This window comes from Cellulomonas sp. Leaf334, from assembly GCF_001424195.1.
In the GTDB taxonomy this organism is placed as follows: domain Bacteria; phylum Actinomycetota; class Actinomycetes; order Actinomycetales; family Cellulomonadaceae; genus Cellulomonas.
Genome location: NZ_LMOO01000001.1, coordinates 913,661 through 938,597, shown reverse-complemented (window position 1 = coordinate 938,597; position 24,937 = coordinate 913,661). Strand labels below are relative to the sequence as shown.

Below are 24,937 nucleotides of genomic sequence, written 5' to 3'. Positions count from 1 at the left end.
ATGGCCTCGATCACCACGTTCTCGCGCCTGGAGCCCGATCCGCACCGACCGGACGTCAGCGCCGGTGCGGCGGCGCCCGTGCAGGACCCGATGTGGCTGCTGGCCCGCCAGTGGCAGCTCGGGGAGTTCGCCGGGCACGACGGCGGCACCCCTGTGCTGGCGCGCTGGCGCGGCGTCGCCGCACGACCCACCCGCTTCGTGGCCGGCCCGATCCCGCCGGACACACCGATGCAGGCGCCGCGGTTCGACGCGATGGCGGCCCCGCTCGAGACGCTCCTCGAGCGCGCGAGCGCGCCGTTGCCCTCGACGGCGGACTCCGTCGAGGGCCTGCGGCTGGCCGTCGACACCGGGCGGCTGTTCCTGCGGGTCCTGGCCCGGCAGAGCACGTCCCGCGACTACGGGCCCGACGTCGTCCGGGCGTTCGCGGTCCCCGAGGTGGCCCCGGACGCGCTGGCGACGCTCGACCCCGCGACCGCGGGCTACGCGCGCCTGCACGCCGGTCGCAGCCTCGACGGTCGCCGGTTGCGCGGCGAGCTGTCGGCCCGTGACCTCCTGCGCCTCGACGTGGAGATCGCCCAGGGGGACCGCGCCGAGCTCCGGGCGGCCGGTGCCGACTGGCTGCGGCTCGTCGCCGGCCTGTTCGCCGACGCCGATCCCGGCGCGGCGAGCTGGCAGCCCGCCCGGTTCGAGCACACCGCCTCGTTCGCCGGCCGGCTGTCCGCGGAGCCGACGGGCGAGACGACCCTGACCGCCCACCGCTACGACAGCGACACGCTCGACTGGTACGAGCTCGACGTCAACGGTGAGGTGAACCTGGGCACCACGGCCGCGGAGGCCGGCCAGGCGGTCACCCGGACGGTGATGCCGTCGCCCGTGACCGCGCCGGGGCTGCCCGCCCGCCGGTTCTGGGAGCTCGAGGACGGCCGCCTCAACCTCGCCGCGCTCCGGCCCGCCGAGACGGACCTGGGCCAGCTCCTCCTCATCGAGACCCTCTCCGGGTTCGGCAACGACTGGTTCGTCATCGGGGTGGAGCTGCCCGTCGGCCACCTCGTGTCCGCGACGTCGCTCGTGGTCACGGACACGTTCGGCGCCCGGACCCTGCTGCGACCGCACGGCGACCACCGGCTCGGCACGACCGTCCGGTGGGGGCTCTTCCAGCACGCGATGCCGTTCGACCGCGACGAGCCGGAGGGCGTCCCGATCACCAACCTGCTCTACCTCGCACCGCGGCTCACGCAGCCCGTCGTGGGGCCCGTGGTCGAGCAGGTCGTGCTCGCCCGCGACGAGCAGGCCAACCTCGGCTGGGCCGTCGAGCAGCTGCGGGAGTCGCCGTTGCAGGTGGGCGTCGAGCTGTCCGCCGCCCGACCGCCCGAGCCGCCCGGCGACCCGGACGTCGCCCCCGACTACCACCTGGCCCAGGCGCCGCCCCCGCACTGGATCCCGCTGCTCCCCGTCCGGGTCGACGGCACCGAGCAGGTCGCGCTGGCCCGCGGGTCGGTGCTGGACCTGTCCGGTGGTCGTCGCGTCGTCAGCAGCGTGACCGCGCTGCTGGGCGGCGGTCCCGACGGCGCCCTGCTGATCCCCGAGGAAGAGGTGCCGAGCGGTGGCCTCGTCGTCCAGCGGACCTACCAGTCGGCCCGCTGGGTGGACGGGTCGCTGCACGTGTGGGCCGCGCACCGGACGCGGGTGAGCACCGGTCTGCCGCCCAGCGGGGTGCGCTACGACTTCCTGGTGGAGTAGCCGGATCCGTGCCCGACCGCCCCCTGCACGGACGGTCGGGCACGGAGTTCAGCGGGGGGCGCGGTCAGCAGGTCGAGTTCGTCTGCGTCAGCAGGCCGAGCCGCCAGGGCAGCTCGTTGTACTCGGCCGACGCGTCGGGGTCCATGCCCTGATAGCGACCGCTCTGCGCAGCGGCGGCGCCCAGGGTGCTGGCGGCAGCCTGCGCGGGCATGGCCGCGACGAGACCTGTCAGGGCGGTCGCTGCGGCCAGCGTCGCGGCGACGAGGACGCGCCGACCTCGCCGTGGTGTGGTGGTCATGCGGCACCTCTCTTCGGGCGCCTGACGTCGTCGGCAGGCGGGTGGCGGTGATCGTTCACACTGCCCGCGCACGGGGGTGTCCTCCAGGCTGCGAAACGATTTACACCGGTGTAGACGGGCGACGGGACCGCTCACCGCGACTGTCCGGTATGTTGCGACCGCCGAGGTCACGGTGCTCGCTGCGAGCGGCACACGATCCCGACGCGGCGAGGTGAGGAGGGCCTGTGGCGACGATGGCCGACGTCGCACGGCACGCCGGCGTGTCCGTGAAGACGGTCTCGAACGTGCTCAGCGGCTACCCCCACGTCCGCGAGACGACGAGGGAACGTGTGCGCGCGTCCGTCGACGCCCTCGGCTACGAGATCAACGTGACGGCGAAGATCTTCCGGTCCGGTCGCAGCGGCGTGGTCGGACTCTCGGTCCCCGAGCTCGGGCAGCCCTACTTCGGTGAGCTGGCCGACGAGATCCTCGCGGCCGCCCGACGCCACGGGCTCCAGGTGCTCATCGAGCCGACCGGGTTCACCCGGGACGGCGAGCTGGCCGCGCTGCGGGTGCCGCGCGGTGGACTCGTCGACGGCCTGATCTTCAGTCCCGCCGCCCTCGTCCAGGCCGATGCGCACCTCCTCGACGAGCTGGGCTACCCCCTCGTGCTGCTCGGCGAGCAGATGTTCTCCTCCAGCGTCGACCACGTCACCATGCGCAACATCGACGGCGCGCAGGCGGCCACCGACCTGCTCCTCGACGCCGGTCGGCGGCAGATCGCCGCGATCGGCATGCTGCACGCCGAGACGGCCGGGTCGGCGTGGCTGCGCTACACCGGGTACAGCAAGGCGCTGGAAGCGCGGGGGATCGAGGTGGACACCCGCCTGCTCGGCTGGGCGGACGACGCCTGGCACCGGGCCAACGGTGCCCGAGCGATGGCGGCCGTGCTCGACTCCGGGGTGCGCGTCGACGGCGTGGTCGCGTTCAACGACGCCCTGGCCATCGGCGCGATGTACGAGCTGCAGGCGCGAGGGCTGGCGATCCCGCAGGACGTCGGCGTCGTGGGCTTCGACGACATCGAGGACTCCCGCTACTCCGTGCCGACGCTCACCACCATCGACCCCGGCAGGCGAGAGATCGCGAACGTCGCGGTCGACATCCTGCGGCGCCGCCTGCAGGAGCCGCAGGGCTCGAGTGCGGAGCGGGGCTCTCCCGTCCTGTACCTGGCCGGCATGCGGATCGTGGAGCGGGAGAGCACGCCGCGTCGCGCCGGCTGACCCGACAACCTCATTCGACGACGAGGAGGGGAGCCGTGCACCCGGAAGCGCAGCCCACCATCGAGGACGACATCGCCACGTTCCGGAAGGGCGCACGAGAGCATGCCCGCCGACAGCCGCGTGCGCTGCCTCACCTGCCGCTCGGCACGTACGAGCAGGTGAGCGTCCCGGGGCACCAGCTCATGGTCTACCGGCCCGCCGGGGGACCCGAGGTGCCGGGTGTGTTCGTCAACCTCCACGGCGGCGGCTTCGTCCTGGGTGACTGGCAGGACGACGACCCGTACTGCCGCTACCTCGCCGACGTGGCCGGCTGCGTGGTCGTGAACGTCGACTACGTGCTGGCGCCCGAGCACAGGTTCCCTGCGGCGGTCCACCAGACCGCGGCCCTGCTGGCGTGGCTGAGGACCGATGCGTCGACGATCGGCGCCGACGGTACCCGGATCGCCGTCGGCGGGCACAGCGCGGGGGGGAACCTGTCCGCGGCGGCCTGCCTCCTCGCCGCACGCCACGGCGAACCTCGGCCGCGGGGTCTGATCGTCGACTACGCCCCGCTGGACCTGGCCACCCCGCCGAGCGAGAAGCTCGCCGACGGGGCAGGTCCCGATGCCACCGGGCTCGCGAGCGTTGGTGCGCGCTTCAACGCCTGGTACCTGCCGACCGCTGCGGACGGCTCGGACGAGCTCGCGTCACCGGTCCTGGCCCGGGACCTGTCGGGCTTGCCGCCGACGCTCGTGATCACGGCCGAGCACGACCTCCTGCGTGCGGAGGGCGACCTCTTCGCCGCGCGCGTGCGGGCGTCGGGCGTCGACGTGGAGCACGTCGTCGTCCCCGACAGCGGGCACGCCTTCACCCACGTCGGACCCGAGGAGCACGCCGTCGCGGCGTGGGCGCGCATGGCCGACTTCCTGCGCAGCGTGCTGGCCGACGAGCGCGCGGGGGAGCGGCCGTGAGGGTCCGGGGGACGCACGTGTTCACCATCGACGCGCTCCTGGGACCGGTCGTCGACGTCGGCCAGACGCCGACCGGCCACCGTCGCGTGATCCCCGTCGTCGGGGGCACGGTGTCCGACGGGATGATCGGAACTGTGCTGCCCGGCGGCGCCGACTGGAACCTCGAGCGTCCGGACGGGTCGACGGAGCTGTGGGCGCGCTACGAGATCCGGCTCGTCGACGGGGCGGTCGTCTCGGTCACCAACACGGCCGTCCACGCGCCCGGCGCCTCGGCACCGATCCTGACGTCCCCGCGGTTCGACGTCGGTGCCGACGGGCCGGTGGACCTGCGCACGGGGGCGTACGTGGGACTGCTCACGCCACGTCTGGACGAGGGCCGGGTGCGCATCGAGGTGCACCGTCTGCGTGCGGACCTCTGACGCGTCGAGCCGCACGCGCTCGTGAGAGCGCTCCGATACTTGCGTGGAATCCCCGCCGCTAATGGTGAGAGCGCGCTCATGGTCGACGCCTTCGATATCGATATCAATGCCATATACACCGGTGTAGATCACCCATACGAGTGGAAAATCGTTTCGTAACAAGTATCGAAACTACCGATGGGCCTTCGCCTCTTGACCTGCTTCTCGGAACCGGTCGAGGGTGTGGCGCCGGCGATCAGCCGACGCATGCACCCCCAGGAGGATCAATGACGACCCCACGACTCAGGCACCGACGCGGACGGCTCGGCGCCGCCGTGAGCGGCCTCGCCGTCACCGCCCTCACCGTGGCGCTGGCCGTCCCGGCCGCGGCCGCGGGCAGCACCCTGCAGGCAGCCGCCGGCGAGAGCGGGCGCTACTTCGGCACCGCCATCGCCGCGAACCGGCTGAGCGACTCGACGTACTCGACGATCGCGAACCGTGAGTTCAACATGATCACGGCCGAGAACGAGATGAAGATGGACGCGACCGAGCCGAACCAGAACCAGTTCAGCTACGGCAACGCCGACCGGATCGTGAACTGGGCTCGCAGCAACGGCAAGCAGGTGCGCGGTCACGCGCTCGCGTGGCACTCGCAGCAGCCCGGCTGGATGCAGAACATGTCCGGTACCTCGCTGCGCAACGCGATGCTCAACCACGTCACCCAGGTCGCCACGTACTACCGCGGCAAGATCCACTCGTGGGACGTCGTCAACGAGGCGTTCGCCGACGGCAGCTCCGGCGGACGCCGCGACTCCAACCTGCAGCGCACCGGCAACGACTGGATCGAGGCCGCCTTCCGCGCCGCCCGCGCCGCCGACCCGAACGCCAAGCTCTGCTACAACGACTACAACACCGACAACTGGTCCCACGCCAAGACCCAGGGTGTCTACAACATGGTCCGGGACTTCAAGTCCCGCGGCGTGCCCATCGACTGCGTCGGCTTCCAGGCGCACTTCAACTCCGGCAACCCGGTGCCGTCCAACTACGACGTGACCCTGCGCAACTTCGCCGCGCTCGGCGTGGACGTGCAGATCACCGAGCTCGACATCGAGGGCTCCGGCAGCTCCCAGGCGCAGCAGTACCAGGGCGTCGTCCAGGCGTGCCTGTCCGTCGCGCGCTGCACCGGCATCACGGTGTGGGGCGTGCGTGACTCCGACTCGTGGCGTGCGTCGGGCACCCCGCTGCTCTTCGACGGCTCCGGCAACAAGAAGGCCGCCTACACCAGCGTGCTCAACCAGCTGAACGCCGGTGGGACCACGACCCCGACCCAGAACCCGACGACGCCCAACCCGACGCCGACGACGCCCCCGCCCACGGGCGGCGGCAGCTGCACGGCGACGTACTCCGAGGGCCAGAAGTGGAACGACCGCTTCAACGGCACGGTGACGATCCGGGCCAACACCAACATCAGCGGCTGGCAGTCCACCGTCACGGTGCGGAGCCCGCAGCGGATCATCGCGACGTGGAGCGGGTCCCCGTCCTGGGACTCCTCGGGCAACGTCATGACCATGCGACCGAGCGGCAGCGGTGCGCTCTCGGCCGGTCAGACGACGTCGTTCGGCTTCACCGTCCAGCACGGTGGCAACTGGGCGTGGCCGAGCGTCACGTGCTCAGCCTCCTGACCTGCTGAGACGAGAGCGGAGCGGGCACGGCACCCCCGGCGGGGGGCCGTGCCCGCTCCGTCGTTCAGCCGGTCGCCTCGCGCAGGAGCGCGTCGGCACCGGTCGAGCCCGGTGTCGCTCCCGACGCGGCGGCCTGCCGGGCGTGCCGCTGCAGCACCGCGTTCACGGGGGTCGGGACGCCGTGCAGGCGGCCCAGGAGCACGATCTCGCCGTTGAGGTGGTCGGCCTCGATCGACCCGGTGCCGCGGACCAGCGACTGCCACGACGACCCGCCACTGTGCTCGAGCCCGGGCAGCCGGCTCATCCGGAAGTCGGCGCGCGCGGCGTCGTGCGTGTCCTCGTCGAGCACGGCGATCCCGGCAGCACGCAGCGTCGCGCGGCCCTCGGCCTCGGCCCGGGTGACGAGCTCGGAGGCGCTGTCGTCGCGCGCGGTGCCGCAGAGCGCCTCGACCGCGTTCGCCAGGTTGGAGAGGAGCTTGCGGTACTTCCACGCCATCACGTGGGCGTCCACGGGTGCGCGGAAGCCGGCGTCCGTGAGGTCACCGGCGATGGCGGCGAGCTGGTCGTCGTCCGCGGCCGACGGGGCAGCCGGGCCGAGGGTGAGGACGCCGGGCACGGGGGTGCCGCCTGCGGAGACCCGGCCGGGCTCGAGGAAGGTCGCGGGCAGCCAGACGCACATCGCGACGACCTCCGCGAACCGGCGCAGCGCCGCCCGCTCGTTGTCCACGCCGTTCTGCGCGCAGACCACGGGGAGCAGGTCGGCCGCGGACCCGCCACCGGCCACGGGGCGGTCCGCCCAGGCGTCCAAGGCTGTCGCGGTGTCCTGGCTTTTGACGGCGAGGACGAGGACGTCGTCCGGGCGCAGGTCCACGTCTCGCGGCCCTCCGGCGACCGGCGGGTGCACGCGCACGGTGCCCGCAGCCGTGGTGACCTCGAGCCCACCCGTGCGCAGCGCCTCCAGCTGTGCCCCGCGCGCGACGAGGACGACGTCCTTCCCCGCGCCCGCCAGGAGCCCACCGACGACCCCCCCGACCGCACCCGTCCCGATGATGATGTAGCGCACCGGAACACCGTCGCACGACGTCGAGCACCCTGGCCTGCGGACGGCGTCGAGTACGTCACACTGCCCATCGCTCGGACTCACGGGACCCGATCCCGCCACGTGCCTTAGTTTTGGCCCGTGACCGCACCCCTGCCCCCGAGCGAGACCGTGCCGAGCGCTGCGACGAGCCCGGTGAGCCACGAGGTACCTGAGCCCCTGCGCAACGACGTCCGGGTGCTCGGCGAGTTCCTCGGCCGGGTGCTGCGTGAGGCGGGCGGCGACGACCTCCTGGCCGACGTCGAGCACCTGCGCGAGCTGGCGATCCGTGCGCACAACGGGCCTGACGCCGGAGCCCTGGCCCAGGCCGAGGAGCTCGTCGCCGGGTTCAGCCTGGCTCGCGCCGAAGAGGTCGCGCGCGCGTTCACGTGCTACTTCCACCTGGCGAACACCGCGGAGGAGTTCCACCGCGTACGCGTGCTGCGGGACCGCGAGGCCAACCTCCTGCCGCACCACCTGGCGCCGGACGACTCGCTGCCGTCGGCGGTCGCTCAGCTGGCCGACGAGGTGGGGGAGGACGTCGCCCGGCAGCGGCTCGCGGAGCTCGAGTTCCGGCCCGTGTTCACCGCGCACCCGACCGAGGCGCGTCGCCGGGCGGTCTCCAGCGCCATCCGCCGTATCGCGGAGCTCGTCGCCGAGCGCGACCTGCGCCACACCGGCGGGATGTCTCTGGCGGAGAACGACCGCCGCCTGCTGAGCGAGATCGACACGCTCTGGCGCACCGCCCCGCTGCGTGAGGCCAAGCCGTCCGTGCTGGACGAGGTCCGCACGGTGATCAACGTGTTCGAGGCGACGCTCGCCGAGGTGCTGCCGGCGGTCTACCGGCGTCTCGACGACTGGCTGCTGGCCGACGCCGCGGGCACGACCGCTCCGGCGGTCCGCTCGTTCGCGCGGCTGGGCACCTGGATCGGCGGGGACCGCGACGGCAACCCGAACGTCACCGCCGAGATCACCGAGACCGCCGCGGCCATGGCCTCCGAGCACGCCCTGCTGGAGCTCGAGTCGTCGGCCCGCAAGACCGCGCACGGGCTCACGCTCGACGCGTCCGGCACGCCCGGTTCCGCCGAGCTGAGCGCGTTGTGGCAGCGTCAGCGCGGCCTCTCCGCGTCGCTGGCCACACGGATCGCGGGTGACGCGCCCAACGAGCCCCACCGCCGCGTCGTCTACTTCCTCGCCGAGCGCATCGCGGCGACACGGACGCGCAACGCCGACCTCGGGTACTCCGCGGCCGCGGAGCTGGAGGCCGACCTCGACGTCGTGCAGCGCTCCCTGGCGGAGGCCGGCGCGACGCGTGCGGCCTACGGTGACCTGCAGCGGCTCATCTGGCAGGTGCAGACCTTCGGGTTCCACCTCGCCGAGCTCGAGGTGCGGCAGCACTCGCAGGTGCACGCCGGCGCGCTGGCGGACCTGGCGAAGAACGGCGTCGACGGCACGCTGGAACCGCGCACGGTCGAGGTCATCGACACGTTCCGCGCCATCGGGGCTGTCCAGCGCCGGTACGGGGTGCTGGCCGCCCGTCGCTACATCGTGTCGTTCACGCAGTCGGCGGAGCACCTCGCCGCCGTCTACGAGCTCGCGGAGATCGCGTTCGCCGGGGTGGACGCACCTGTCATCGACGCGATCCCGCTGTTCGAGACGTTTGCGGACCTGGAGGCGTCGGTCGACATCTTGGAGGGCGCCCTGGCGCTCCCGCAGGTGCAGCGCCGGCTCGCGGAGAACGGCCGCCGGGTCGAGGTCATGCTCGGCTACTCCGACTCGTCCAAGGACGTCGGCCCGGTCTCCGCCACGTTGACGCTGGACACGGCCCAGCGCCGCATCACCGAGTGGGCCCGCCGCAACGACCTCCAGCTCACGCTCTTCCACGGTCGCGGTGGCGCCCTGGGGCGCGGGGGCGGCCCCGCCAACCGTGCGCTGCTCGCGCAGCCCCCGGGGTCGGTCGACGGCCGGTTCAAGCTCACCGAGCAGGGGGAGGTCATCTTCGCCCGCTACGGCGACCCGGTGATCGCCGCGCGGCACATCGAGCAGGTCGCGGCGGCGACGCTCCTGGCGGGCGCGCCCTCGGTCGAGCGTCGCAACTCCGCGGCCACCGAGCGCTTCACCTCGCTCGCCGCGCAGCTCGACGAGGCATCGCGGACGCGGTTCCACGAGCTGGTCAAGGCTCCGGGCTTCCCGCAGTGGTTCGCCGAGGTCACCCCGCTGGAGGAGGTCGGTCTGCTGCCGATCGGCTCCCGTCCCGCCCGGCGCGGCCTGTCGGTCGAGTCGCTCGACGACCTGCGGGCGATCCCGTGGGTGTTCAGCTGGTCCCAGGCGCGGATCAACCTGGCCGGCTGGTACGGCCTGGGCACCGCGCTGGCGGCGACCGGGGACCTGGACGAGCTGCGTGAGGCGTACGCCCAGTGGCCCCTGTTCACCACGATGATCGACAACGTCGAGATGTCGCTGGCCAAGACCGACGAACGCATCGCGGAGCGGTACCTCGCCCTCGGTGACCGCGACGACCTGGCGCAGCTCGTGCTCGAGGAGATGGCCCTGACCCGGCAGTGGGTGCTGGACATCACGCAGAGCGAGGCGATCCTGTCCCGCCGCCGGATCCTCGGCCGTGCCGTCCAGCTGCGCAGCCCGTACGTCGACGCGTTGTCCCTGCTCCAGCTGCGCGCCCTGCGTGGGCTGCGCACGGGTGACGCCCCCGAGCAGGCCGACGACCTGCGCCGGCTCCTGCTGCTCACCGTCAACGGCGTGGCCGCCGGCCTGCAGAACACGGGCTGACACGGCCCGGCGGGCCGTCCTAGGGTCCCGTCGGTCCGAAGCGCTCGGTGCGGATCCGCTCCGGGTCGTGGCCGAGGTCGACCAGGGTGTCGGCCACGGACTCGACGAACGGCGTCGGCCCGCAGACGAACACGTGCGCGCGCTCGTCGGGCGGGAAGCAGACCGCTTCGAGGAGCTCGGCGTCGACCCGTCCGACCCGACCGGTCCAGCCGTCGGGACCCTGGCGGGTCCACACGCGGGTGATGTCGACGTCGCTGCCGAGAGCGTCGAGCTCGTCGGCGTAGATCGCGTCGGTCGGGGTGCGCACCGAGACGGCCAGCCGGAACGGGGCACGGCTGCGGGCCAGCCAGCGGGTGCGCAGCATCGACATGAGCGGCACCAGCCCGGACCCGCCGCCGATGAGCTGCACGGGATGCGGGTCGGCGGGCTGCCAGACGAACCAGTGGCCGACCGGTCCGCGGAGCTCGATCTCGTCGCCGACCTGCAGGTCCTCGGTCAGGTACGGGGACACCTCGCCGTCGTCGACCACCTGGACGGTGAGCGCGATCCGGCTGTCGTGCGCGGCGGGATCGGGGGCGACCCCGGGCAGCCCCATCGTGCCGGGGGAGGCCAGCGAGTAGGACCGCTGCGTCGAGTAGCCGTCCTCCGCGGTCAGGCGGACGTCGACGTGCTGCCCGGCCAGGGCGCCGCGCCAGCCGGGGACGTCGAGCTCGAGCGTCATCGCGGTCGGTGTCTCGGCGGTGCGGGCGACGAGGGTGCCGACCATCCAGGGGAGGGCGTACAGCGAGGGTGCGTCGTCGGACACTGCTCAGTCCCCCCAGTACCGCTGCTCCTTCCAGGGGTCCCCGTAGGAGTGGTACCCGAGCCGCTCCCAGAACCCCCACGTGTCCTCGGCCATGAGGTCGAGGCTGCGCACCCACTTGGCGGACTTCCAGAAGTACAGGTGCGGGATGAGCAGCCGCGCCGGGCCACCGTGCTCGGGGGGCAGCGGGGTTCCGTCGTACTGGTAGGCGATCCAGGCCTTGCCGCCGCGCAGGTCGGCCAGCGGGACGTTCGTCGTGTAGCCGCCGTCGCAGTGCGCCATGACGTACTGCTCCTCGGGCGCGATCTCGACGCCGTCGAGCAGCGTGTCCAGGGAGATGCCCCGCCACGCGGAGTCGAGCTTGCTCCACTTGGTCACGCAGTGGATGTCCTTGACGATGTCGTCGTGGGGCAGGTGCGTCAGCTCGGACCACGTCCAGCTGGCCCGGGCAGCACCGCCCGCGGTGATCGAGAACGTCCACGTGGACAGGTCGGCGCGCGGCGTCGGCCCCGCCGACAGCACCGGGAACCCGCGTTCGAGGTACTGGCCGGGCGGGATCCGGGGGTCGACCTCGCGTTTGCCGCGGAAGCCGCGGGAGATGATCGCCATCAGCGGGCCGTGCGGTTCGGCATGGTCACTCCCGGGTGTCGGAGACGCTCCGGATCATCATGCGGCCACGTCCCGCGGATACGCCAGAGGCCGGCCCGAGATTCGGACCGGCCCCTGAACTGCAGGTTCGTCAGCCGCGCGAGTACACCACGCGCGGGCCACCGGACGTCGAGGCGCCCGAGCCGGCACCGCGACCGCTGCCGCCGCGACGGCGACGCTGGCCGGAGCCGGCGGCCGGAGCGGCTGCCGCGGGTGCGCCACCGCGTCCGCGACCACGGCCACGCCCGCCACCGCCGCCACCACCACTGGTGGGCTGCGCGGGCGGTGCGACGTACTTCACGGGCGCAGCGACCTCGCCGACGAGGCGCGTGAGCGTCGCGTCACCGGGGAAGACGGGCTTCGGCGTCGCGGTGATCTTGGCGGCGCGCGTGAGCTGGCGGACGTCGCCGCGCTGCTCGGGCAGGACGATCGTGACGACGTCGCCGCCCGACCCGGCCCGCGCGGTGCGACCGGAACGGTGCAGGTACGCCTTGTGCTCGGCCGGCGGGTCGACGTGCACGACGAGCTCGATGTCGTCGACGTGGATGCCGCGCGCGGCGATGTCGGTGGCGACCAGGACGCGGACGGCGCCGGAGGAGAACGCCTCAAGGTTCCGCTCGCGGGCGCCCTGCGCCAGGTTGCCGTGCAGGTCCACGGCGGGGATGCCGTCCATGGTGAGCTGCTTGGCCAGCTTCTTGGCCTGGTGCTTGGTACGCATGAACAGCACGCGCCGGCCGGTGCCGGAGGCGAGGTGGTGGACGACCTGCTTCTTGGCGTCCGCGTCGCGGACCTCGAACAGGTGGTGCGTCATGGCGGCCACGGGGGACTCGGCGCTGTCGACGGAGTGCTCGACCGGCGAGCTCAGGTACCGCTTGACCAGCTGGTCGACGCCCTTGTCCAGGGTGGCCGAGAAGAGCAGGCGCTGTCCCTGCTTCGGGGTCTTGTCCATGATCCGCTTGACGCCGGGCAGGAAGCCGAGGTCGGCCATGTGGTCGGCCTCGTCGAGCACGGTGATCTGCACGTCGTCGAGCGTGAGGGCCTTCTGGTTCAGGAGGTCCTCGAGGCGGCCCGGGCAGGCGATGACGATGTCGATGCCGCCGTTGAGCGCGGAGGTCTGCTTGCCCTGGGAGACGCCACCGAAGATCACGGTGGTGTTCAGGCCGAGCACCTTGGCCAGCGGCGCGATGGTCGCGTCGATCTGCGAGGCGAGCTCACGTGTCGGGGCGAGCACCAGGGCGCGGGGGCGGCGGGGGGCCTTGCCCTTCCCGGCGGTCGCGGCGAGCCGGACGACGAGGGGGAGCGCGAAGGCGAGCGTCTTGCCGGAGCCCGTGCGGCCGCGGCCGAGGACGTCACGGCCGGCCAGCGAGTCGGGCAGCGTGGCGGTCTGGATCGGGAAGGGGGCAGTGATGCCCTGTGCCGTCAGGGCTGCGGTGAGGGCAGCGGGCACGCCAAGATCGGTGAACGAAGTCATAGAAAGAGAGCCTCTCGGGGCTTGGTCGGGGTCCGCCGCCAGAGCAACCAGAGCGGGTGCTCCGGGGGACCTCCACGACGCGGGGCGCGCAGGTTCGCGCAGCCCTTGGTGCTCCTACCCTCTCACACCGGATGCCGACAAGCGGCTCGCGGTGGTGAGCGTCACAAGGCACGATCGGTGGCAGACACCGGTCTGACGAGGAGGAACGCCCCCGCATGACAGCTCCTGTGATCGCCTCCGCACACGACCTGGTCAAGGTCTACGGTGCGGGCGCGACCTCCGTGCGGGCGCTCGACGGGGTCGACGTCGAGCTCGTCCGCGGGGAGCTGACCGCGATCATGGGGCCGTCCGGGTCGGGCAAGTCGACGCTCATGCACTGCCTGGCGGGGCTGGACCGGCCGACGTCCGGGACCGTGGTGGTCGACGGCCAGACGGTGAGCAGCATGTCCGAGCGGAAGCTGACGGCGCTGCGCCGCACGCGGATCGGGTTCGTCTTCCAGGCGTACAACCTGGTGCCCACGCTGACCGCCCTGGAGAACATCACCCTGCCTCTCGACATCGCCCGACGGCACGTGGACCGGGCCCACCTCGACCTGGTCGTGGGGACGCTCGGGCTCACCGACCGGCTCGGGCACAAGCCGAGCGAGCTCTCCGGCGGGCAGCAGCAGCGCGTGGCGTGCGCGCGGGCGCTCGTCGCGCGGCCCGCCGTCGTGTTCGCCGACGAGCCCACCGGCAACCTCGACAGCACGTCCGCGGGGGAGGTGCTCGGGTTCCTGCGCAGCAGCGTCGACGACCTCGGCCAGTCCGTGGTGATGGTCACGCACGACCCGACGTCGGCCTCCTACGCCCACCGGGTGCTGTTCCTGGCGGACGGGCGGCTGGTCGGCGAGCTGCGGGACCCGACGGCGGAGAGCGTGCTGGCGGCGCTCACGGCCATCCGTGTCGGCGCCGCCTGATGGTCCGTGTCGCGCTGCGCGGGGTGCGGGCGCACCTCGTGCGGTTCTGCCTCTCGGTGCTCGCGGTCGCGCTGGGTGTGGCGTTCGTCGCCGGGACGTTCGCGCTGCGCACGATGCTGAGCAGCACGTTCACGGACATCGTCGCGACCACGACCCTCGGCGACGCCTACGTCCGCGGCTCCGAGCAGGCCGGCGGCACGGGTGGGCCGGACCGGATCAGCCCGGAGGTGCGCAACCCCGTGCCGCTGACCCTGGTCGACGACCTCGAGGCGGTCGACGGGGTGGCCGCGGTCCTCCCCGACGTCCAGGGACCGATGGTTCTGGTCGGTGCCGACGGCACCGCGGTGCAGAGCACGCAGGCGCCGAGCTTCGCGTTCTCCTACGACGCGCGGGACCCGGCGGTGGACGTGGTCGACGGCAGGGCACCCGCAGCGGCCGACGAGATCGGGGTCGAGTCGGCGTCGCTGGCCGCGTCGGGGCTGGTGGTCGGTGACGCGACGAGCGTGGTCGTCGGCGGCGAGGTCCGTCCGGTCACGGTCGTCGGTGAGATGGGGCTGGGTGCGGCGCTGGCCGGTGCGACGGTCGTCTTCCTGGACCCCGAGACCGCCGAGGCCGTGTTCGCGCCGGACGGCGCGGTCGCGACCATCGCCGTGCTCGCGGCCGACGGGCTGACCGAGCAGGAGCTGGTCGACCGGCTCGCACCGGTCCTGGCGTCCTCGGGCGTACCCGCGGAAGCCGTGACCGGGGACGAGGTACGGGAGCAGTCGACCGCGAACATCCTCACCGTGCTCGGGTTCATCACGACGTTCCTGCTGGTGTTCGCAGGGATCTCGCTGTTCGTCGGCGGCTTCATCATCGCCAACACGTTCTCCATGTGGGTCAGGCAGCGGACGCGCGAGCTGGCCCTGCTCCGCGCGGTGGGCGCGTCGCCGCTGCAGGTGTTCACGTCGATCGTGCTGCAGGCCGCGATCGTCGGGGTGGTCGGTGCGGTGCTCGGCGTGGCCGGTGGGCTGGGGCTCGTCGTGGTGCTGCGCGAGGTGCTCGGCCGGTTCGGCATGGAGCTCACCGGGCGCGTGCCGCTGGACGGGTTCACCCTCGTGGTCTCCGTGCTCGTCGGGACGCTGGTGAGCGTGCTGGCCGCCGCGCTGCCGGCCCGGCGGGCGGCCCTCGTGCCGCCGGTGGAGGCGCTGCGCGACGAGGTCACGCTGCCGGAGCGTTCCCTGACCCGGCGCGCCGTCGTCGGGATCGTGCTCGTCGTGCTGGGTCTCGCCGCGGTGGTCGTCGCGCTCCTCGACCCGACGGCGGACCACGCAGGCGCGGTGCTCGGGATCGGCGCGGGCGCCATCGTGCTGGGGGTGCTCGCCGCCTCGCCGGTGCTGGCACGCGGGTTCCTGCGGGTGGTCTCCGCGCCGGTCGCCGCCTGGCGCCCGGTGGGACCGCTGGCGCGCGGCAACGTCACGCGCAACCCCCGGCGCACGGCGAACACCGCGGGGGCACTCATGGTCGGGATGGCGCTCGTCGGTGCCGCCGCCGTGATCGCGGCGACCACGCAGGCGTCGACCAGCGCGATCGTCACGCAGGAGGCCACCACCGACTACATCCTGCGCGGGGCCGCCCAGGGCACCGTGCCGGAGCAGGCGGTCACCGACGTGCGCGCGCTGCCCGACGTGCGGGCCGCCGACACGTTCGCGACGGCCAGCGTGCTCGTCGGCGACACCGCGTTCGCCGTCACGGGCATCGACCCGACCGCCGTCGGCCGCAGCATCCGGACCGAGGTGGTCGAGGGCGACTTCCCCGCCGCGCTCGCTGCCGGCGAGGTCGCGGTGCAGCGGACCACGATGGACGACGAGGACTGGTCGCTCGGGCAGGAGCTGGACCTCGTCGGCTCCTCCGGGGCGGAGACCCTCAGGATCGGCGCGGTCATCGACTCGCCCGCGTTCGGGGTGCCGTTCGTCGTCTCGCAGGACGTGCTGGACCCGCTGTTCCCGCACGACGAGCAGCGCGTGACCACGATCTTCGTCACGGCCGTGGACGGGGCGGACGTGGCGGCGCTCCGCGACGAGCTCACCGAGGCGGTCCGCCCCTACGTCGTCGTCTCCGTCATGGACAGCGAGGAGTTCGTGTCCGACCTGGCCGCGCAGGTGGACCGGGTGCTCGTGATCCTCTACGCGTTGCTGGGGCTGTCGGTCGTCATCGCGGTGCTCGGCATCGTGAACACGCTCGCCCTGTCCGTGATCGAGCGGACCCGGGAGATCGGGCTGCTCCGCGCGGTCGGCCTGGGCCGGCTCCAGCTGGGCACCACGATCACCCTGGAGTCCGTGCTCACCGCGGTGTTCGGCACCACCGTCGGGCTCGTGATGGGGGTCGCGCTCGCTGCGACGCTGCCGACCGTGTTCGCGGACGTCGGACTGCGGACGCTCGCCGTGCCGTGGGCGAGCCTGGCACTCATGCTCGCGCTCGCCGTGGTGGTCGGGGTCGTCGCGGCGCTGTGGCCCGCGGTCCGGGCGGCGCGGCTGCCCGTGCTCGACGCGGTGAGCACTGAGTAGCCGATGAGCGTCGCTGCGGTGACCTCGGCCGATACGCTCGCAGGGTGAGCGACACCGGGTACGGCGACTTCGAGTTCGAGCGTCGCTTCTGGGCGCGTGACGTGCCTGCGGACCTGCTCGACGCCTCGCCGGCCCTCATCGTCCAGAGCTACGTCCTGGCCGACGCCGGTTTCGCCATCCGCGTCCGGGTGCAGGCCACGGTCGACGGGCTGGTCCTGGACCGCGGCCTGGACGAGCTGGCGATCCTCGAGCGGTACGCCGACCGGATGGACTTCTGCGCGATCACCGTGAAGGGGCCCATGAACGAGGGCACCCGCTACGAGGCCGAGCGCGAGCTCGACGTCTCCGTCGGGATCGAGCTGGTGCGTCGTGGTGGCGCCCGCGTGGCCAAGACGCGCCACTCGGTGTGGCTCGGCGACGACGGCTGGGTGGTCGACACGTTCGCGGGCGGCAACGCGCCGCTGATGATCGCGGAGGTGGAGCGCGGCGGCCCGGTCACCGACCTGACCATCCCCGACTTCTGCGTCACCGAGGTGACCTCGGACCCCCGGTTCTCCAACGACTCGCTGGCCGGTACGCCCTACGCCGGCTGGTCGGCCGCGTACGAGTCGGAGCTGGCCGCCCGCGGTCCGCGGTTCCTGGAGAGCCTCGGGCATAACCACCGCACGGGCGAGCCCTCCGACTAGCGCATCCAGCGACGGTGCCCGCCTCCGGCCACGCGTCGCAGCGGCTTCGCGGCGGCGTCCAGCGCCGCCTGGCCGGCGCGCTGCTCCAGGGCGTGCAGGCGGCCGTAGGTGAAGGTGCTCTCGCCGTCGAGGTCGGCCTGGTGGGCGAGCCGACGCAGGGTCTCCTGCCGTGTGACGGCGTCGTGCTGCGTCCCCAGGATCTCCTGCACGCGGTGCGCGCGCTTCGCACTGCGCCGCGCGGGGGCGCCGACGACCGCGGCCGCCACCTCGCTCGCGTACCGGGCGCGTCGCGCGGCCTTGCGGACCTCGTGCAGCGCCTCGTCCCGGTCCTCGGCGCGGGCCGTCGCCGCGAGCTCCATCGCGCCGTCGAGGCGGTCCCACGCCCGCCGGGCCCGGCGTGGCAGGAGCTTGCCGGGCGAGCGGGACGCTCGCGGGCCGGCCGGCAGCTCCTGGGCGAGCGTCGCGACGAGCTCGTCGAACCGGGCCGACGCCAGCCAGGCGTCCACGCGGTCCTGGGCGAGCAGGCGAGCGGCCGAGCGGTCCTCCTCGACCCGGCGCTCGACGGGCCCGACGACGAGCGAGGGGTCCTCACGTGCGAGCCTGCTCCCGAGCGCGTGGCCCTCGACGTACGCGTCCCGGGCGGCGCCGAGCACGTGCCCGAGCTCGGCGAGCTCGTCGCGCAGGGGGTCGGTGACCTCGCGGTCGAGCACCGGGCGGTACACGGACAGCGCGGCGCGCAGCCGGCGGGTGGCCACCCGGGCGTCGTGCACGGCGCCGTCGTCCCCGGCCCGGACCCCCGGCACGGCCGCGAGGAGCCGCTCGACCTGCGCCGTGACGTACCCCTGCACGACGTCGCCCGCGGATCCCATCCGTCGAGCCTGGCACGCCGCCCGACGTCCCGCGCGGCACGTCAGACCGTCGACCACGTCCGCAGCAGGCCGGCACGCCACGTCACGAGGACCACGAGCAGGCACACGCCCAGCACGAGCGCGGCGAAGACGGCGTCCCGACGGTCCAGCGCGACGGGCCGGTGCACCGTCCGGGGACCGGAGCCCAGGCCGCGGGTCTCCATCGCGATCGCCATCCGCTCACCCTGCCGGAGCGCGACGACGAGCAGCGCGAACGCGGCCCGGGACAGCGACCCGGGGTCACGGGGGAGGGTGCCGCGGCGGTGGCGAGGGTCGCGCACCGACTGTGCCTGCCGGATCGTCGTCCACCGCCCGGGCAGGTCCTCCAGCACGCGGTAGCCCGCGAGCACGGCGAACGTGGGGCGCGCACCGAGGCGGGCGTGCTGGTGCAGGCTGGTCATGAGCCGGGCGCCGTCGGTGGTGAGCGTGAACGCGACGGCGAGGGTGCCGACGAGCACCGTGCGCAGCGCGAGAGCCACCCCGACGGTCAGCCCCGTGCGGGTGACCTCCAGGCCGAGGACCTCGGCGACGACGGGCCCGTCGCGCGTGACGGCGTTGACGGCGAGGAGCGAGAACGCGAACGGACCGAAGAGCAGCGCAGCCCGGCCGAGGGTCGGCCACGGGATCCGACCGGCGTGCACGACGGCGGGTGCGGCGACGACGAGCAGGGCCAGCGGGGTCCACGGGTCCACCGGCACCAGCACGACGACCGACACCACGAAGAACACGGCGAGCTTCACCGTGGGGTTGCGGCGGTGCAGGACGGAGTCGTGCGGCAACGCCTGCCCGAGGGCGGTCATGCGCGCACCGGTGCCGGGAGGGTGGCGGTGCGCAGAGCGCGCAGGACGGCGCGGACGGGGTGGCCGGTGGTCCGCGAGGCGGCGAGCACCGCGGGCAGGGGCAGACCGGCGCGGCTGAGCAGCGCGTCGTCAGCGAGGACGTCGTCGACCGGCCCGAGCGCCAGGGGGTGCCCGGCGCGCAGGAGCAGCACGTCGTCGGCGACCTCGCCCACGAGCCGCAGGTCGTGCGTGACGAGCACGACGCCCCGGCCCTCGTCGGCGAGCCGGCGCAGAGCGTCTGCACAGGCGGCGGACGTGCGCCGGTCCTGCCCGAACGTCGGCTCGTCGGCGAGCAGCACGTCGTGCCCGCACACGGCCATCGCCCCCAGCGACAGGCGCCGCTGCTGCCCGCCGGACAGCCGGAAGGGGTCGCGGTCCTCCAGGCCCCGCAGCCGGTAGTCGTCCAGGCCGGCGGACACGCGCTCGTCGACGTCCGGCAGGCGCGCACGGTGAGGACCCCACGCGAGCTCGTCGTGGACGCTGCGGGCCAGGAACTGGTGCTCCGGGTGCTGGAACACCAAGCCCACCGAGCCGCCCGTCACCGTCCCTCCGGCGGGGAGCAGCCCGGCGAGCGCGAGGAGCAACGAGCTCTTCCCGGACCCGTTGAGGCCCACCACGGCGGTCACCCGGCCTGCGTGGACGTCCAGGTCCACGCCGTCCAGGACCGTCCGCTGCCCGCGCCGGACGCTCAGCCCGCGAGCGCTCAGCACCCGTACCCCCGGCACGGACGTCGGGACCGGATCGACGGTGAGCCGTTCGAGCGACCCGACCCCGGCGGCGGTGAGCTCGGCGGACAGCGGGAGCCACGTGCCCATGCCGGCGAGCGATCGGGCGTCGTCGTGCAGCACGCGCTCCGTCGGCCCGTCGGCGCGCACGCGGCCGTCCGGACCGAGGACGAGCACCCGCGCGGGGAGGTGCCCGAGCTCGTCGAGGCGGTGCTCGACCATCACGGTGGCCCGTCCGTCGCCCACGGCGCCGCGCACCGCACGGGCCACGCCGCGCGCGGCCGCGGGGTCGAGCAGGGCGGTCGGCTCGTCGAGCAGGAGCACCTGCGGGTCCGCGACGAGCGCGGCGGCCAGCGCGACGCGTTGCCCCTCGCCGCCGGACAGCTCCGCGGTACGTCGACCCGCCAGGTGCGCCGCACCGACCGACGCGAGCGTGCGGTGCACGGCAGGGCCGATGAGCCCCGGGTCGACGCCGCGGTTCTCCAGGGCGAACGCGACCTCGTCGAGGACCGTCGGCAGGCACAGCTGGTCCGTCGGGTCCTGGGTGAGGGTGCCGACGTGGGCGGCGAGGTCCGCGGTCGGGGTCGTCGTCGCGTCGAGCCCGGCCACCCGGGCGACGCCCGTCACCTCGGCGTCGACCACCTGCGGCACGATCCCGGCCAGCACGCGCAGGAGCGTGCTCTTGCCGGCGCCCGAACCCGCGAGCACGAGCACCTGCTCACCCGGGCGGACGTCGAGGTCCACCGACCGCAGCACGGGCGCGGGGGTGCCGGGGAAGGTGACGCCCAGACCGCGGACCTCGATCATGCGACCGGCACCGGTTCGGTGTCGGGGGAGGTGGTCTCCCGGCGCGCGCGGCCCAGCGGGGTGTTGTCCAGCACGCCGGTACGGGCGAGGGCGTCGCCGATGACCTTGGCCGCGATCCCGCACAGCAGGATCCCGCTGGCCACCTGCAGGCCGAGACGCCACGCGAACCAGTCCTGCGTGAGCCAGCCGAACCGGACCATCCCGAGCACGGTGCTGGCCAGTCCGGCCAGCGCCCCCGACAGGACGAAGACGCCCCAGTCGTACCGGCGGTACCGCGTCAGGGCGAACGCCGCCTCGGCGCCCGCACCCTGCACCAGACCGACCACCAGGAGCATCGGACCGACCGGCGACGCCAGGAACACGACCTCGACCAGGGCCGCTGCCAGCTCCACGACGATCCCGACCCCGGGCCGCCGCACGATGTACAGGGCGAGCGGCGCGGCGACCATCCAGCCGCCGATGAGCACGTGCTGCGCGAGGTCGCCGAACGGACCCATCGCGATCTGCAGGGCGATCCATGCCTGCACCAGCGCCCAGTAGACGAACCCGGAGACCACCGCGAGGACCGCGAGCAGGACCAGCTCGGACAAGGAGATGCGACGGCGGTTCACCGGGCACCCGCCGACGGTGAGTGCATCGACACCGTGACGTGCGTGACCACGTGCCGGACGTGGCGCGCCGCTTCCAGCCAGCCCGCCGCGACGGCGGTCAGCACGTCGGCCAGGTCGCCGTCGAGCCTCGTGACGAAGTGCTCGGGCGAGGTGGTGGCCGCCGACCCCGCGGTTCCGATGGCCGTCATGATGTGGGCGAGGTGGTCGCCGCCGGTGTCGTCGAGCGGGTACAGCGCCCAGTGCGCGCTCGCGGAGAGCCCCGTCGGGTCGAGGTCGGGCACGGCGACGCCGTCGAGCAGGGCGCCGTCGGGCAGCTCGCACGCCACCTCGCCCGGGCAGCCGCGCGAGAGCAGGACGTGCGCGACGACGTGCCAGCGGGTCTCGCCCGCGGCGGCGAGCACCTCGTACACGTAGCGGACGACGTCGGCCTCGCTGCCGCGCACGAACGTCGAGACGTCGTCGGTGCTGACGGTCACGCGGGAGGCGTCCGCGGCGGCGAGCGCGCTGAGGATCACCTCCACGTAGTCGTCGCAGTGCGGGTGCAGCGAGAGGCGGGCGCCGACGCCCAGCTCGGTGGCTCGTCGGTCGGTCAGGGTGCTCATCGGGTCCTCCGGTCGCGCGCGGACCCCCGGGCAGCCGCACGAGGCCGCCGGCGTCGCGGGACGGACGGGCCCGCCAGGAGGGCGCGCCGCGGCGCGACCGAACCCGGAGGACGACCGACCGCCGGCACGCAGCCGACGACAGTGCCCTGCTCCCTACGCTGGCGTGAACCAGATCAGGTTCCACGGGTCTGCGGGTGGGACGTGGTGTCCGGCCGCACTCTCAGCGCTCCTGCGCTCCCCGGGGGCTATGTCGTCGTCGAACCTAGACCGTCGGCGGCGGTGCGGGAGACGTGGTCCGCCTGGTGGTCCCCTCGTATGCTGTCCGTCGACCGCGACCTGGAGGTAGAGAGTGCCGATGGGCCGACGTGCCGCCGCGGTGGTCTCCGTGGTGACCTTGCTCGCGCTCGCAGGCTGCACGGACGACGGGGGTGCGGTCGAGCCCACCCCGACGACGAGCTCGCCCACCCCGACGCCGACCCCGACGCCCGTCTCCGCGCAGGTCGGTGCCCCGGCCGAGGTCGTGACGGTGCTGCCCGCAGCGACCGCGTCGGACGCGGCGCTCGAGGCGTCGCGCGCCGTGTTCGTGCGCGCCCCGGTGGTGGTCGTCGCACCCGTCGACGACGTCGTCGCCCAGCTCACCGCCTCGTCGGCGGCCGTGGCGCTCGGCGCACCGGTGCTGCTCACCGGCCCGGGGACCGACCCTGCGCCGCTGGTCGCCGAGCTCGAGCGGCTCGACGCCGCCGCGGTGCTCGTCGTCGGACCGGTCACGCTGCAGCCTCCGAGCGGGACGACGGTCGTCCCGGTCCCCGCCGGCGCGGGTGTGGACGTCCTGCGGTCGGTGACCGGGGCGACGTTCGGGGCGCCGGCCGAGGTGCCCGCCGGAGGAGAACCGGGCGCGGTCCGTGCGCTCACCGGACCGCGACCGGTGGTGCTCGTCGTCCCCGGTGCGCCGCCGGCCCCGACGACGAGCGCCTCACCGACCCCGTCGTCGACCTCGTCACCCTCGCCGGGCGCGACGCTCCCGCGGACCCGTCCGCCGGCCGCGGTCGCCGGCACCGTCGCGCTCACGGGTGTCGGCGTCGACCCGATCGCCGCGCTGGCGACGCTCCGGGCTGCCGGGGTGCCGGTCATCGACACGCCCGGTGGCGACCCGCGGGCCACGACGCCCGGCGTCCAGGCGATCGCCGCGGCCGCCCCGGACCGCACGATCGCGCTCGGGGCGGCGTTCGGACCGGCCGACCGACTGGCCCGCCGCGTCGCCACCGCCGCGACCGGCACCCTCCTGGGGGGCGGCGGCCAGCTCGTGTTCCCGCAGGTCCCGGGGGTGCCGGGCAAGAAGTACGTCGCGCTCTACGGCACGCCGGGGTCGAAGGCGCTCGGGGTGCTGGGGGAGCAGGACGTGCCCGCGACGCTGGCCCGCGCCGACGGGACCGCGGCGCCGTACCGGACGCTCACCGCGGACGCCGTCGTGCCGGCGGTGGAGATCATCGCCACGATCGCGTCAGCCGGTCCGGGCGACGACGGGAACTACTCCACGGAGCGGCCGGTGGAGGAGCTGCGCCCGTTGGTGGAGGCCGCCGGTGCCGCGGGAATGGCGGTCGTCCTCGACCTGCAGCCGGGCAGGACGGACTTCCTCACGCAGGCGCAGCGGTACGCCGACCTCCTCGCGCTCCCGTACGTCGGGCTCGCCCTCGACCCGGAGTGGCGCCTCGCCCCCGACCAGGTGCACCTGCGCCAGATCGGCTCCGTCGGCATCGACGAGGTGAACGGTGTGTCGGCGTGGCTGGCGGACTTCACGGCCCAGCGCGCCCTGCCGCAGAAGATGTTCGTGCTGCACCAGTTCGCGGGCCGGATGATCCAGGACCGCGCCCGTCTCGACACGTCCCGCGACGAGCTCGCGATCGTCATCCACGTCGACGGGCAGGGCTCGCAGCCGGCGAAGGCGGGGACGTGGAACGCGCTGCGCACGGACGCGCCGCCGGTGCACTGGGGGTGGAAGAACTTTTACGACGAGGACGTCCCCATGCTGGACCCGACGCAGACGTACCAGGTCCAGCCGGTGCCGGACCTGGTCACGTACCAGTAGTCCCGCGCTCCACCAGGAACGTCCGGCCGGAGGCGTCGACGACGCGGTCGAACTGCTGCTGGAGCTCGGTGTCGCGGGCCACCTCGTCGTCGGTCAGCACCTTGCGCGGCCCGCGGATGTTGCCCACCTGCGCGGGGCCGAGGTAGGTCAGCCACCACTCGGTCATGTCACGGCGCTTCTTCTTCGGCACGAGCACCTCTCAGTAGTTCGTGCCCTAACTATATGCCCACGATCTACGATGGGCGCATGGACGATCCGCTCGCCGTCGAGGCCCAGGTCTGCCTGACCATGTCCGCTGCGGCCCGCGGCCTCGTCGCGTTCTACCGTCCGCTGCTCGAGCCGCTCGGTCTGACGCACCCGCAGTACCTCACGATGCTCGCGCTCTGGCAGTACGGCCGGCTCTCGCTCAAGGACCTCGCCGCGCTGCTGCACCTCGAGCCCGCCACCGCGTCGCCGCTGGTCAAGCGGCTGGAGGCGATGGGACTGGTGCGTCGCGAGCGCGCCACGGACGACGAGCGCGCGCTCGACATCGTCGTGACCGACGCCGGCCGTGCCCTGCGGGCCTCCGCGGTCGGGATCCCGGCCGCCATGGTGGAGGGCCTGGGGCTCACGCCCGAGCAGATCGAGCAGATCCGCGCGGCGGCGGAGCTGCTGATCGCGGCGACGGCACCTACCTCCGGATGATCTGCTGGATCGACCACCGGTTCCCGTCGGGATCGGCGAAGAACGTGAACCGCCCCCACGGGTAGTCGACCACCGGCTCGGCCGCGACCCCGCGCCCGACCAGGTACTCGTAGGCGGCGTCGGCGTCGTCGACGACCACCTGGAGGCCCTGCTGCGCCCCGGCAGGCATCGAGGTCAGGTTCACGTCGAGCACGATCGAGCACGCCGAGCCCGGCGGGGTCAGCTGCACGAACCGCAGGTTCTCGTCGACCGGGACGTCGTGGTCGACGACGAAGCCCACCTGGTCGACGTAGAACGCCTTCGCTCGGTCGATGTCCGTCACCGGGACGGGGACGAGCTCCAGCTTCATGTCCATGAGAACTCCTTCGGTGAGT

The 24,937-nt window shown here is 73.6% G+C and carries 23 protein-coding genes and 1 riboswitch; of the genes, 11 read left to right on the top strand and 12 right to left on the bottom strand.

What is annotated here, in order from left to right; translation table 11 throughout:
* On the top strand, positions 1-1,740 hold the full coding sequence (locus tag ASF78_RS04210) for a hypothetical protein (RefSeq protein WP_056585118.1): 1,740 nt from the start codon (positions 1-3) through the stop codon (positions 1,738-1,740).
* A gap of 64 nt (positions 1,741-1,804) precedes the next feature.
* Here ASF78_RS04210 and ASF78_RS04205 read toward each other — a convergent pair whose 3' ends face one another.
* Positions 1,805-2,038: a hypothetical protein gene (locus ASF78_RS04205; protein ID WP_056585115.1), complete on the bottom strand. Its 234-nt coding sequence runs from the start codon at positions 2,036-2,038 to the stop codon at positions 1,805-1,807.
* Positions 2,039-2,271: 233 nt separating this feature from the next.
* Here ASF78_RS04205 and ASF78_RS04200 point away from each other — a divergent pair, with 233 nt between their 5' ends.
* The 4 genes from ASF78_RS04200 to ASF78_RS04185 all read left to right on the top strand — a co-directional run bounded on the left by ASF78_RS04200 (position 2,272) and on the right by ASF78_RS04185 (position 6,327).
* Positions 2,272-3,297 carry a LacI family DNA-binding transcriptional regulator gene (locus ASF78_RS04200; protein WP_056588128.1) on the top strand — a complete coding sequence of 342 codons (1,026 nt, stop codon included), beginning with the start codon at positions 2,272-2,274 and terminating at the stop codon, positions 3,295-3,297.
* A gap of 35 nt (positions 3,298-3,332) precedes the next feature.
* Positions 3,333-4,247: an alpha/beta hydrolase gene (locus ASF78_RS04195; RefSeq protein WP_056585113.1), complete on the top strand. Its 915-nt coding sequence runs from the start codon at positions 3,333-3,335 to the stop codon at positions 4,245-4,247.
* On the top strand, positions 4,244-4,666 hold the full coding sequence (locus ASF78_RS04190; protein ID WP_056585111.1) for a DUF3237 domain-containing protein: 423 nt from the start codon (positions 4,244-4,246) through the stop codon (positions 4,664-4,666). Before ASF78_RS04195 ends, ASF78_RS04190 begins: the two co-directional genes overlap by 4 nt.
* Before the next feature lie 266 nt (positions 4,667-4,932).
* Positions 4,933-6,327 (top strand): endo-1,4-beta-xylanase, encoded by a 1,395-nt coding sequence (locus ASF78_RS04185; RefSeq protein ID WP_056585109.1) that lies wholly within the window; start codon positions 4,933-4,935, stop codon positions 6,325-6,327.
* Positions 6,328-6,391: 64 nt separating this feature from the next.
* Here the strand turns inward: ASF78_RS04185 and ASF78_RS04180 are convergent, their stop codons facing one another.
* Positions 6,392-7,390, bottom strand: coding sequence for a ketopantoate reductase family protein (locus ASF78_RS04180; protein WP_056585107.1), 999 nt, complete (start codon positions 7,388-7,390; stop codon positions 6,392-6,394).
* A 117-nt stretch (positions 7,391-7,507) separates the two neighbouring features.
* Between ASF78_RS04180 and ASF78_RS04175 the strand changes: the two genes are divergently transcribed.
* Positions 7,508-10,192 (top strand): phosphoenolpyruvate carboxylase, encoded by a 2,685-nt coding sequence (locus ASF78_RS04175; protein WP_369816301.1) that lies wholly within the window; start codon positions 7,508-7,510, stop codon positions 10,190-10,192.
* A 19-nt stretch (positions 10,193-10,211) separates the two neighbouring features.
* Here ASF78_RS04175 and ASF78_RS04170 read toward each other — a convergent pair whose 3' ends face one another.
* The 3 genes from ASF78_RS04170 to ASF78_RS04160 all read right to left on the bottom strand — a co-directional run bounded on the left by ASF78_RS04170 (position 10,212) and on the right by ASF78_RS04160 (position 13,113).
* Positions 10,212-10,958 carry a ferredoxin reductase gene (locus ASF78_RS04170; RefSeq protein WP_056588122.1) on the bottom strand — a complete coding sequence of 249 codons (747 nt, stop codon included), beginning with the start codon at positions 10,956-10,958 and terminating at the stop codon, positions 10,212-10,214.
* 42 nt (positions 10,959-11,000) lie between these two features.
* Positions 11,001-11,603 carry a sulfite oxidase-like oxidoreductase gene (locus ASF78_RS04165; RefSeq protein WP_056585104.1) on the bottom strand — a complete coding sequence of 201 codons (603 nt, stop codon included), beginning with the start codon at positions 11,601-11,603 and terminating at the stop codon, positions 11,001-11,003.
* A gap of 130 nt (positions 11,604-11,733) precedes the next feature.
* Positions 11,734-13,113, bottom strand: a complete 1,380-nt coding sequence (locus tag ASF78_RS04160; protein WP_056585103.1) for a DEAD/DEAH box helicase — start codon at positions 13,111-13,113, stop codon at positions 11,734-11,736.
* 215 nt (positions 13,114-13,328) lie between these two features.
* Here ASF78_RS04160 and ASF78_RS04155 point away from each other — a divergent pair, with 215 nt between their 5' ends.
* From ASF78_RS04155 to ASF78_RS04145, 3 genes are read left to right on the top strand one after another with little or no spacing between them, the layout of a single operon-like run.
* Positions 13,329-14,069 carry an ABC transporter ATP-binding protein gene (locus ASF78_RS04155; RefSeq protein ID WP_056585102.1) on the top strand — a complete coding sequence of 247 codons (741 nt, stop codon included), beginning with the start codon at positions 13,329-13,331 and terminating at the stop codon, positions 14,067-14,069.
* Complete coding sequence (locus ASF78_RS04150; protein ID WP_056585101.1) at positions 14,069-16,615, top strand: ABC transporter permease; 2,547 nt, start codon at positions 14,069-14,071, stop codon at positions 16,613-16,615. The genes ASF78_RS04155 and ASF78_RS04150 overlap by 1 nt, the downstream gene beginning before the upstream one ends.
* A gap of 44 nt (positions 16,616-16,659) precedes the next feature.
* Complete coding sequence (locus ASF78_RS04145) at positions 16,660-17,301, top strand: hypothetical protein (RefSeq protein WP_056585099.1); 642 nt, start codon at positions 16,660-16,662, stop codon at positions 17,299-17,301.
* On the opposite strand, the gene ASF78_RS04140 is transcribed toward ASF78_RS04145, so the two are convergent.
* Genes ASF78_RS04140 through ASF78_RS04120 form a run of 5 tightly spaced genes read right to left on the bottom strand, consistent with a single transcriptional unit; the run spans position 17,298 to position 21,793 of the window.
* Positions 17,298-18,170, bottom strand: a complete 873-nt coding sequence (locus ASF78_RS04140; protein WP_056585097.1) for a CHAD domain-containing protein — start codon at positions 18,168-18,170, stop codon at positions 17,298-17,300. The genes ASF78_RS04145 and ASF78_RS04140 overlap by 4 nt on opposite strands.
* Positions 18,171-18,211: 41 nt before the next feature.
* Positions 18,212-19,009, bottom strand: coding sequence for an energy-coupling factor transporter transmembrane protein EcfT (locus tag ASF78_RS04135; RefSeq protein ID WP_056585095.1), 798 nt, complete (start codon positions 19,007-19,009; stop codon positions 18,212-18,214).
* A complete protein-coding gene (locus tag ASF78_RS04130) occupies positions 19,006-20,580 on the bottom strand; it encodes an ABC transporter ATP-binding protein (RefSeq protein ID WP_056585094.1) in 1,575 nt (524 codons plus the stop codon). Before ASF78_RS04130 ends, ASF78_RS04135 begins: the two co-directional genes overlap by 4 nt.
* On the bottom strand, positions 20,577-21,191 hold the full coding sequence (locus ASF78_RS04125) for an ECF transporter S component (protein ID WP_056585092.1): 615 nt from the start codon (positions 21,189-21,191) through the stop codon (positions 20,577-20,579). Before ASF78_RS04125 ends, ASF78_RS04130 begins: the two co-directional genes overlap by 4 nt.
* Positions 21,188-21,793 (bottom strand): YkoF family thiamine/hydroxymethylpyrimidine-binding protein, encoded by a 606-nt coding sequence (locus ASF78_RS04120; RefSeq protein ID WP_056585089.1) that lies wholly within the window; start codon positions 21,791-21,793, stop codon positions 21,188-21,190. The genes ASF78_RS04125 and ASF78_RS04120 overlap by 4 nt, the downstream gene beginning before the upstream one ends.
* 133 nt (positions 21,794-21,926) lie before the next feature.
* Positions 21,927-22,044: riboswitch (TPP riboswitch) on the bottom strand.
* Positions 22,045-22,148: 104 nt separating this feature from the next.
* On the opposite strand from ASF78_RS04120, the gene ASF78_RS04115 reads away from it, so the two are divergent.
* Positions 22,149-23,879, top strand: coding sequence for a hypothetical protein (locus ASF78_RS04115; RefSeq protein ID WP_056585087.1), 1,731 nt, complete (start codon positions 22,149-22,151; stop codon positions 23,877-23,879).
* Here ASF78_RS04115 and ASF78_RS04110 read toward each other — a convergent pair.
* Entirely contained in the window at positions 23,866-24,045 is a 180-nt protein-coding gene (locus tag ASF78_RS04110) for a hypothetical protein (protein WP_056588120.1), read from the bottom strand. The genes ASF78_RS04115 and ASF78_RS04110 overlap by 14 nt on opposite strands.
* Positions 24,046-24,125: 80 nt before the next feature.
* On the opposite strand from ASF78_RS04110, the gene ASF78_RS04105 reads away from it, so the two are divergent.
* The gene (locus tag ASF78_RS04105; protein ID WP_156374028.1) at positions 24,126-24,563 is read left to right on the top strand and encodes a MarR family winged helix-turn-helix transcriptional regulator; all 438 of its coding nucleotides are present in this window, start codon (positions 24,126-24,128) and stop codon (positions 24,561-24,563) included.
* On the opposite strand, the gene ASF78_RS04100 is transcribed toward ASF78_RS04105, so the two are convergent.
* Positions 24,550-24,918: a VOC family protein gene (locus tag ASF78_RS04100; protein ID WP_056585084.1), complete on the bottom strand. Its 369-nt coding sequence runs from the start codon at positions 24,916-24,918 to the stop codon at positions 24,550-24,552. The two genes, ASF78_RS04105 and ASF78_RS04100, sit on opposite strands and share 14 nt — an antisense overlap.
* Positions 24,919-24,937 lie beyond the last annotated feature (19 nt).

Coding starts and splice junctions, on each gene's coding strand:
- ASF78_RS04110 (WP_056588120.1), bottom strand. CDS start 24,045: ATGACCGAGTGGTGGCTGACCTACCTCGGCCCCGCGCAGGTGGGCAAC.
- ASF78_RS04130 (WP_056585094.1), bottom strand. CDS start 20,580: ATGATCGAGGTCCGCGGTCTGGGCGTCACCTTCCCCGGCACCCCCGCG.
- ASF78_RS04115 (WP_056585087.1), top strand. CDS start 22,149: ATGGGCCGACGTGCCGCCGCGGTGGTCTCCGTGGTGACCTTGCTCGCG.
- ASF78_RS04165 (WP_056585104.1), bottom strand. CDS start 11,603: ATGGCGATCATCTCCCGCGGCTTCCGCGGCAAACGCGAGGTCGACCCC.
- ASF78_RS04120 (WP_056585089.1), bottom strand. CDS start 21,793: ATGAGCACCCTGACCGACCGACGAGCCACCGAGCTGGGCGTCGGCGCC.
- ASF78_RS04105 (WP_156374028.1), top strand. CDS start 24,126: ATGGACGATCCGCTCGCCGTCGAGGCCCAGGTCTGCCTGACCATGTCC.
- ASF78_RS04135 (WP_056585095.1), bottom strand. CDS start 19,009: ATGACCGCCCTCGGGCAGGCGTTGCCGCACGACTCCGTCCTGCACCGC.
- ASF78_RS04140 (WP_056585097.1), bottom strand. CDS start 18,170: ATGGGATCCGCGGGCGACGTCGTGCAGGGGTACGTCACGGCGCAGGTC.
- ASF78_RS04100 (WP_056585084.1), bottom strand. CDS start 24,918: ATGGACATGAAGCTGGAGCTCGTCCCCGTCCCGGTGACGGACATCGAC.
- ASF78_RS04170 (WP_056588122.1), bottom strand. CDS start 10,958: ATGGTCGGCACCCTCGTCGCCCGCACCGCCGAGACACCGACCGCGATG.
- ASF78_RS04160 (WP_056585103.1), bottom strand. CDS start 13,113: ATGACTTCGTTCACCGATCTTGGCGTGCCCGCTGCCCTCACCGCAGCC.
- ASF78_RS04200 (WP_056588128.1), top strand. CDS start 2,272: ATGGCCGACGTCGCACGGCACGCCGGCGTGTCCGTGAAGACGGTCTCG.
- ASF78_RS04155 (WP_056585102.1), top strand. CDS start 13,329: ATGACAGCTCCTGTGATCGCCTCCGCACACGACCTGGTCAAGGTCTAC.
- ASF78_RS04185 (WP_056585109.1), top strand. CDS start 4,933: ATGACGACCCCACGACTCAGGCACCGACGCGGACGGCTCGGCGCCGCC.
- ASF78_RS04150 (WP_056585101.1), top strand. CDS start 14,069: ATGGTCCGTGTCGCGCTGCGCGGGGTGCGGGCGCACCTCGTGCGGTTC.
- ASF78_RS04210 (WP_056585118.1), top strand. CDS start 1: ATGGCCTCGATCACCACGTTCTCGCGCCTGGAGCCCGATCCGCACCGA.
- ASF78_RS04205 (WP_056585115.1), bottom strand. CDS start 2,038: ATGACCACCACACCACGGCGAGGTCGGCGCGTCCTCGTCGCCGCGACG.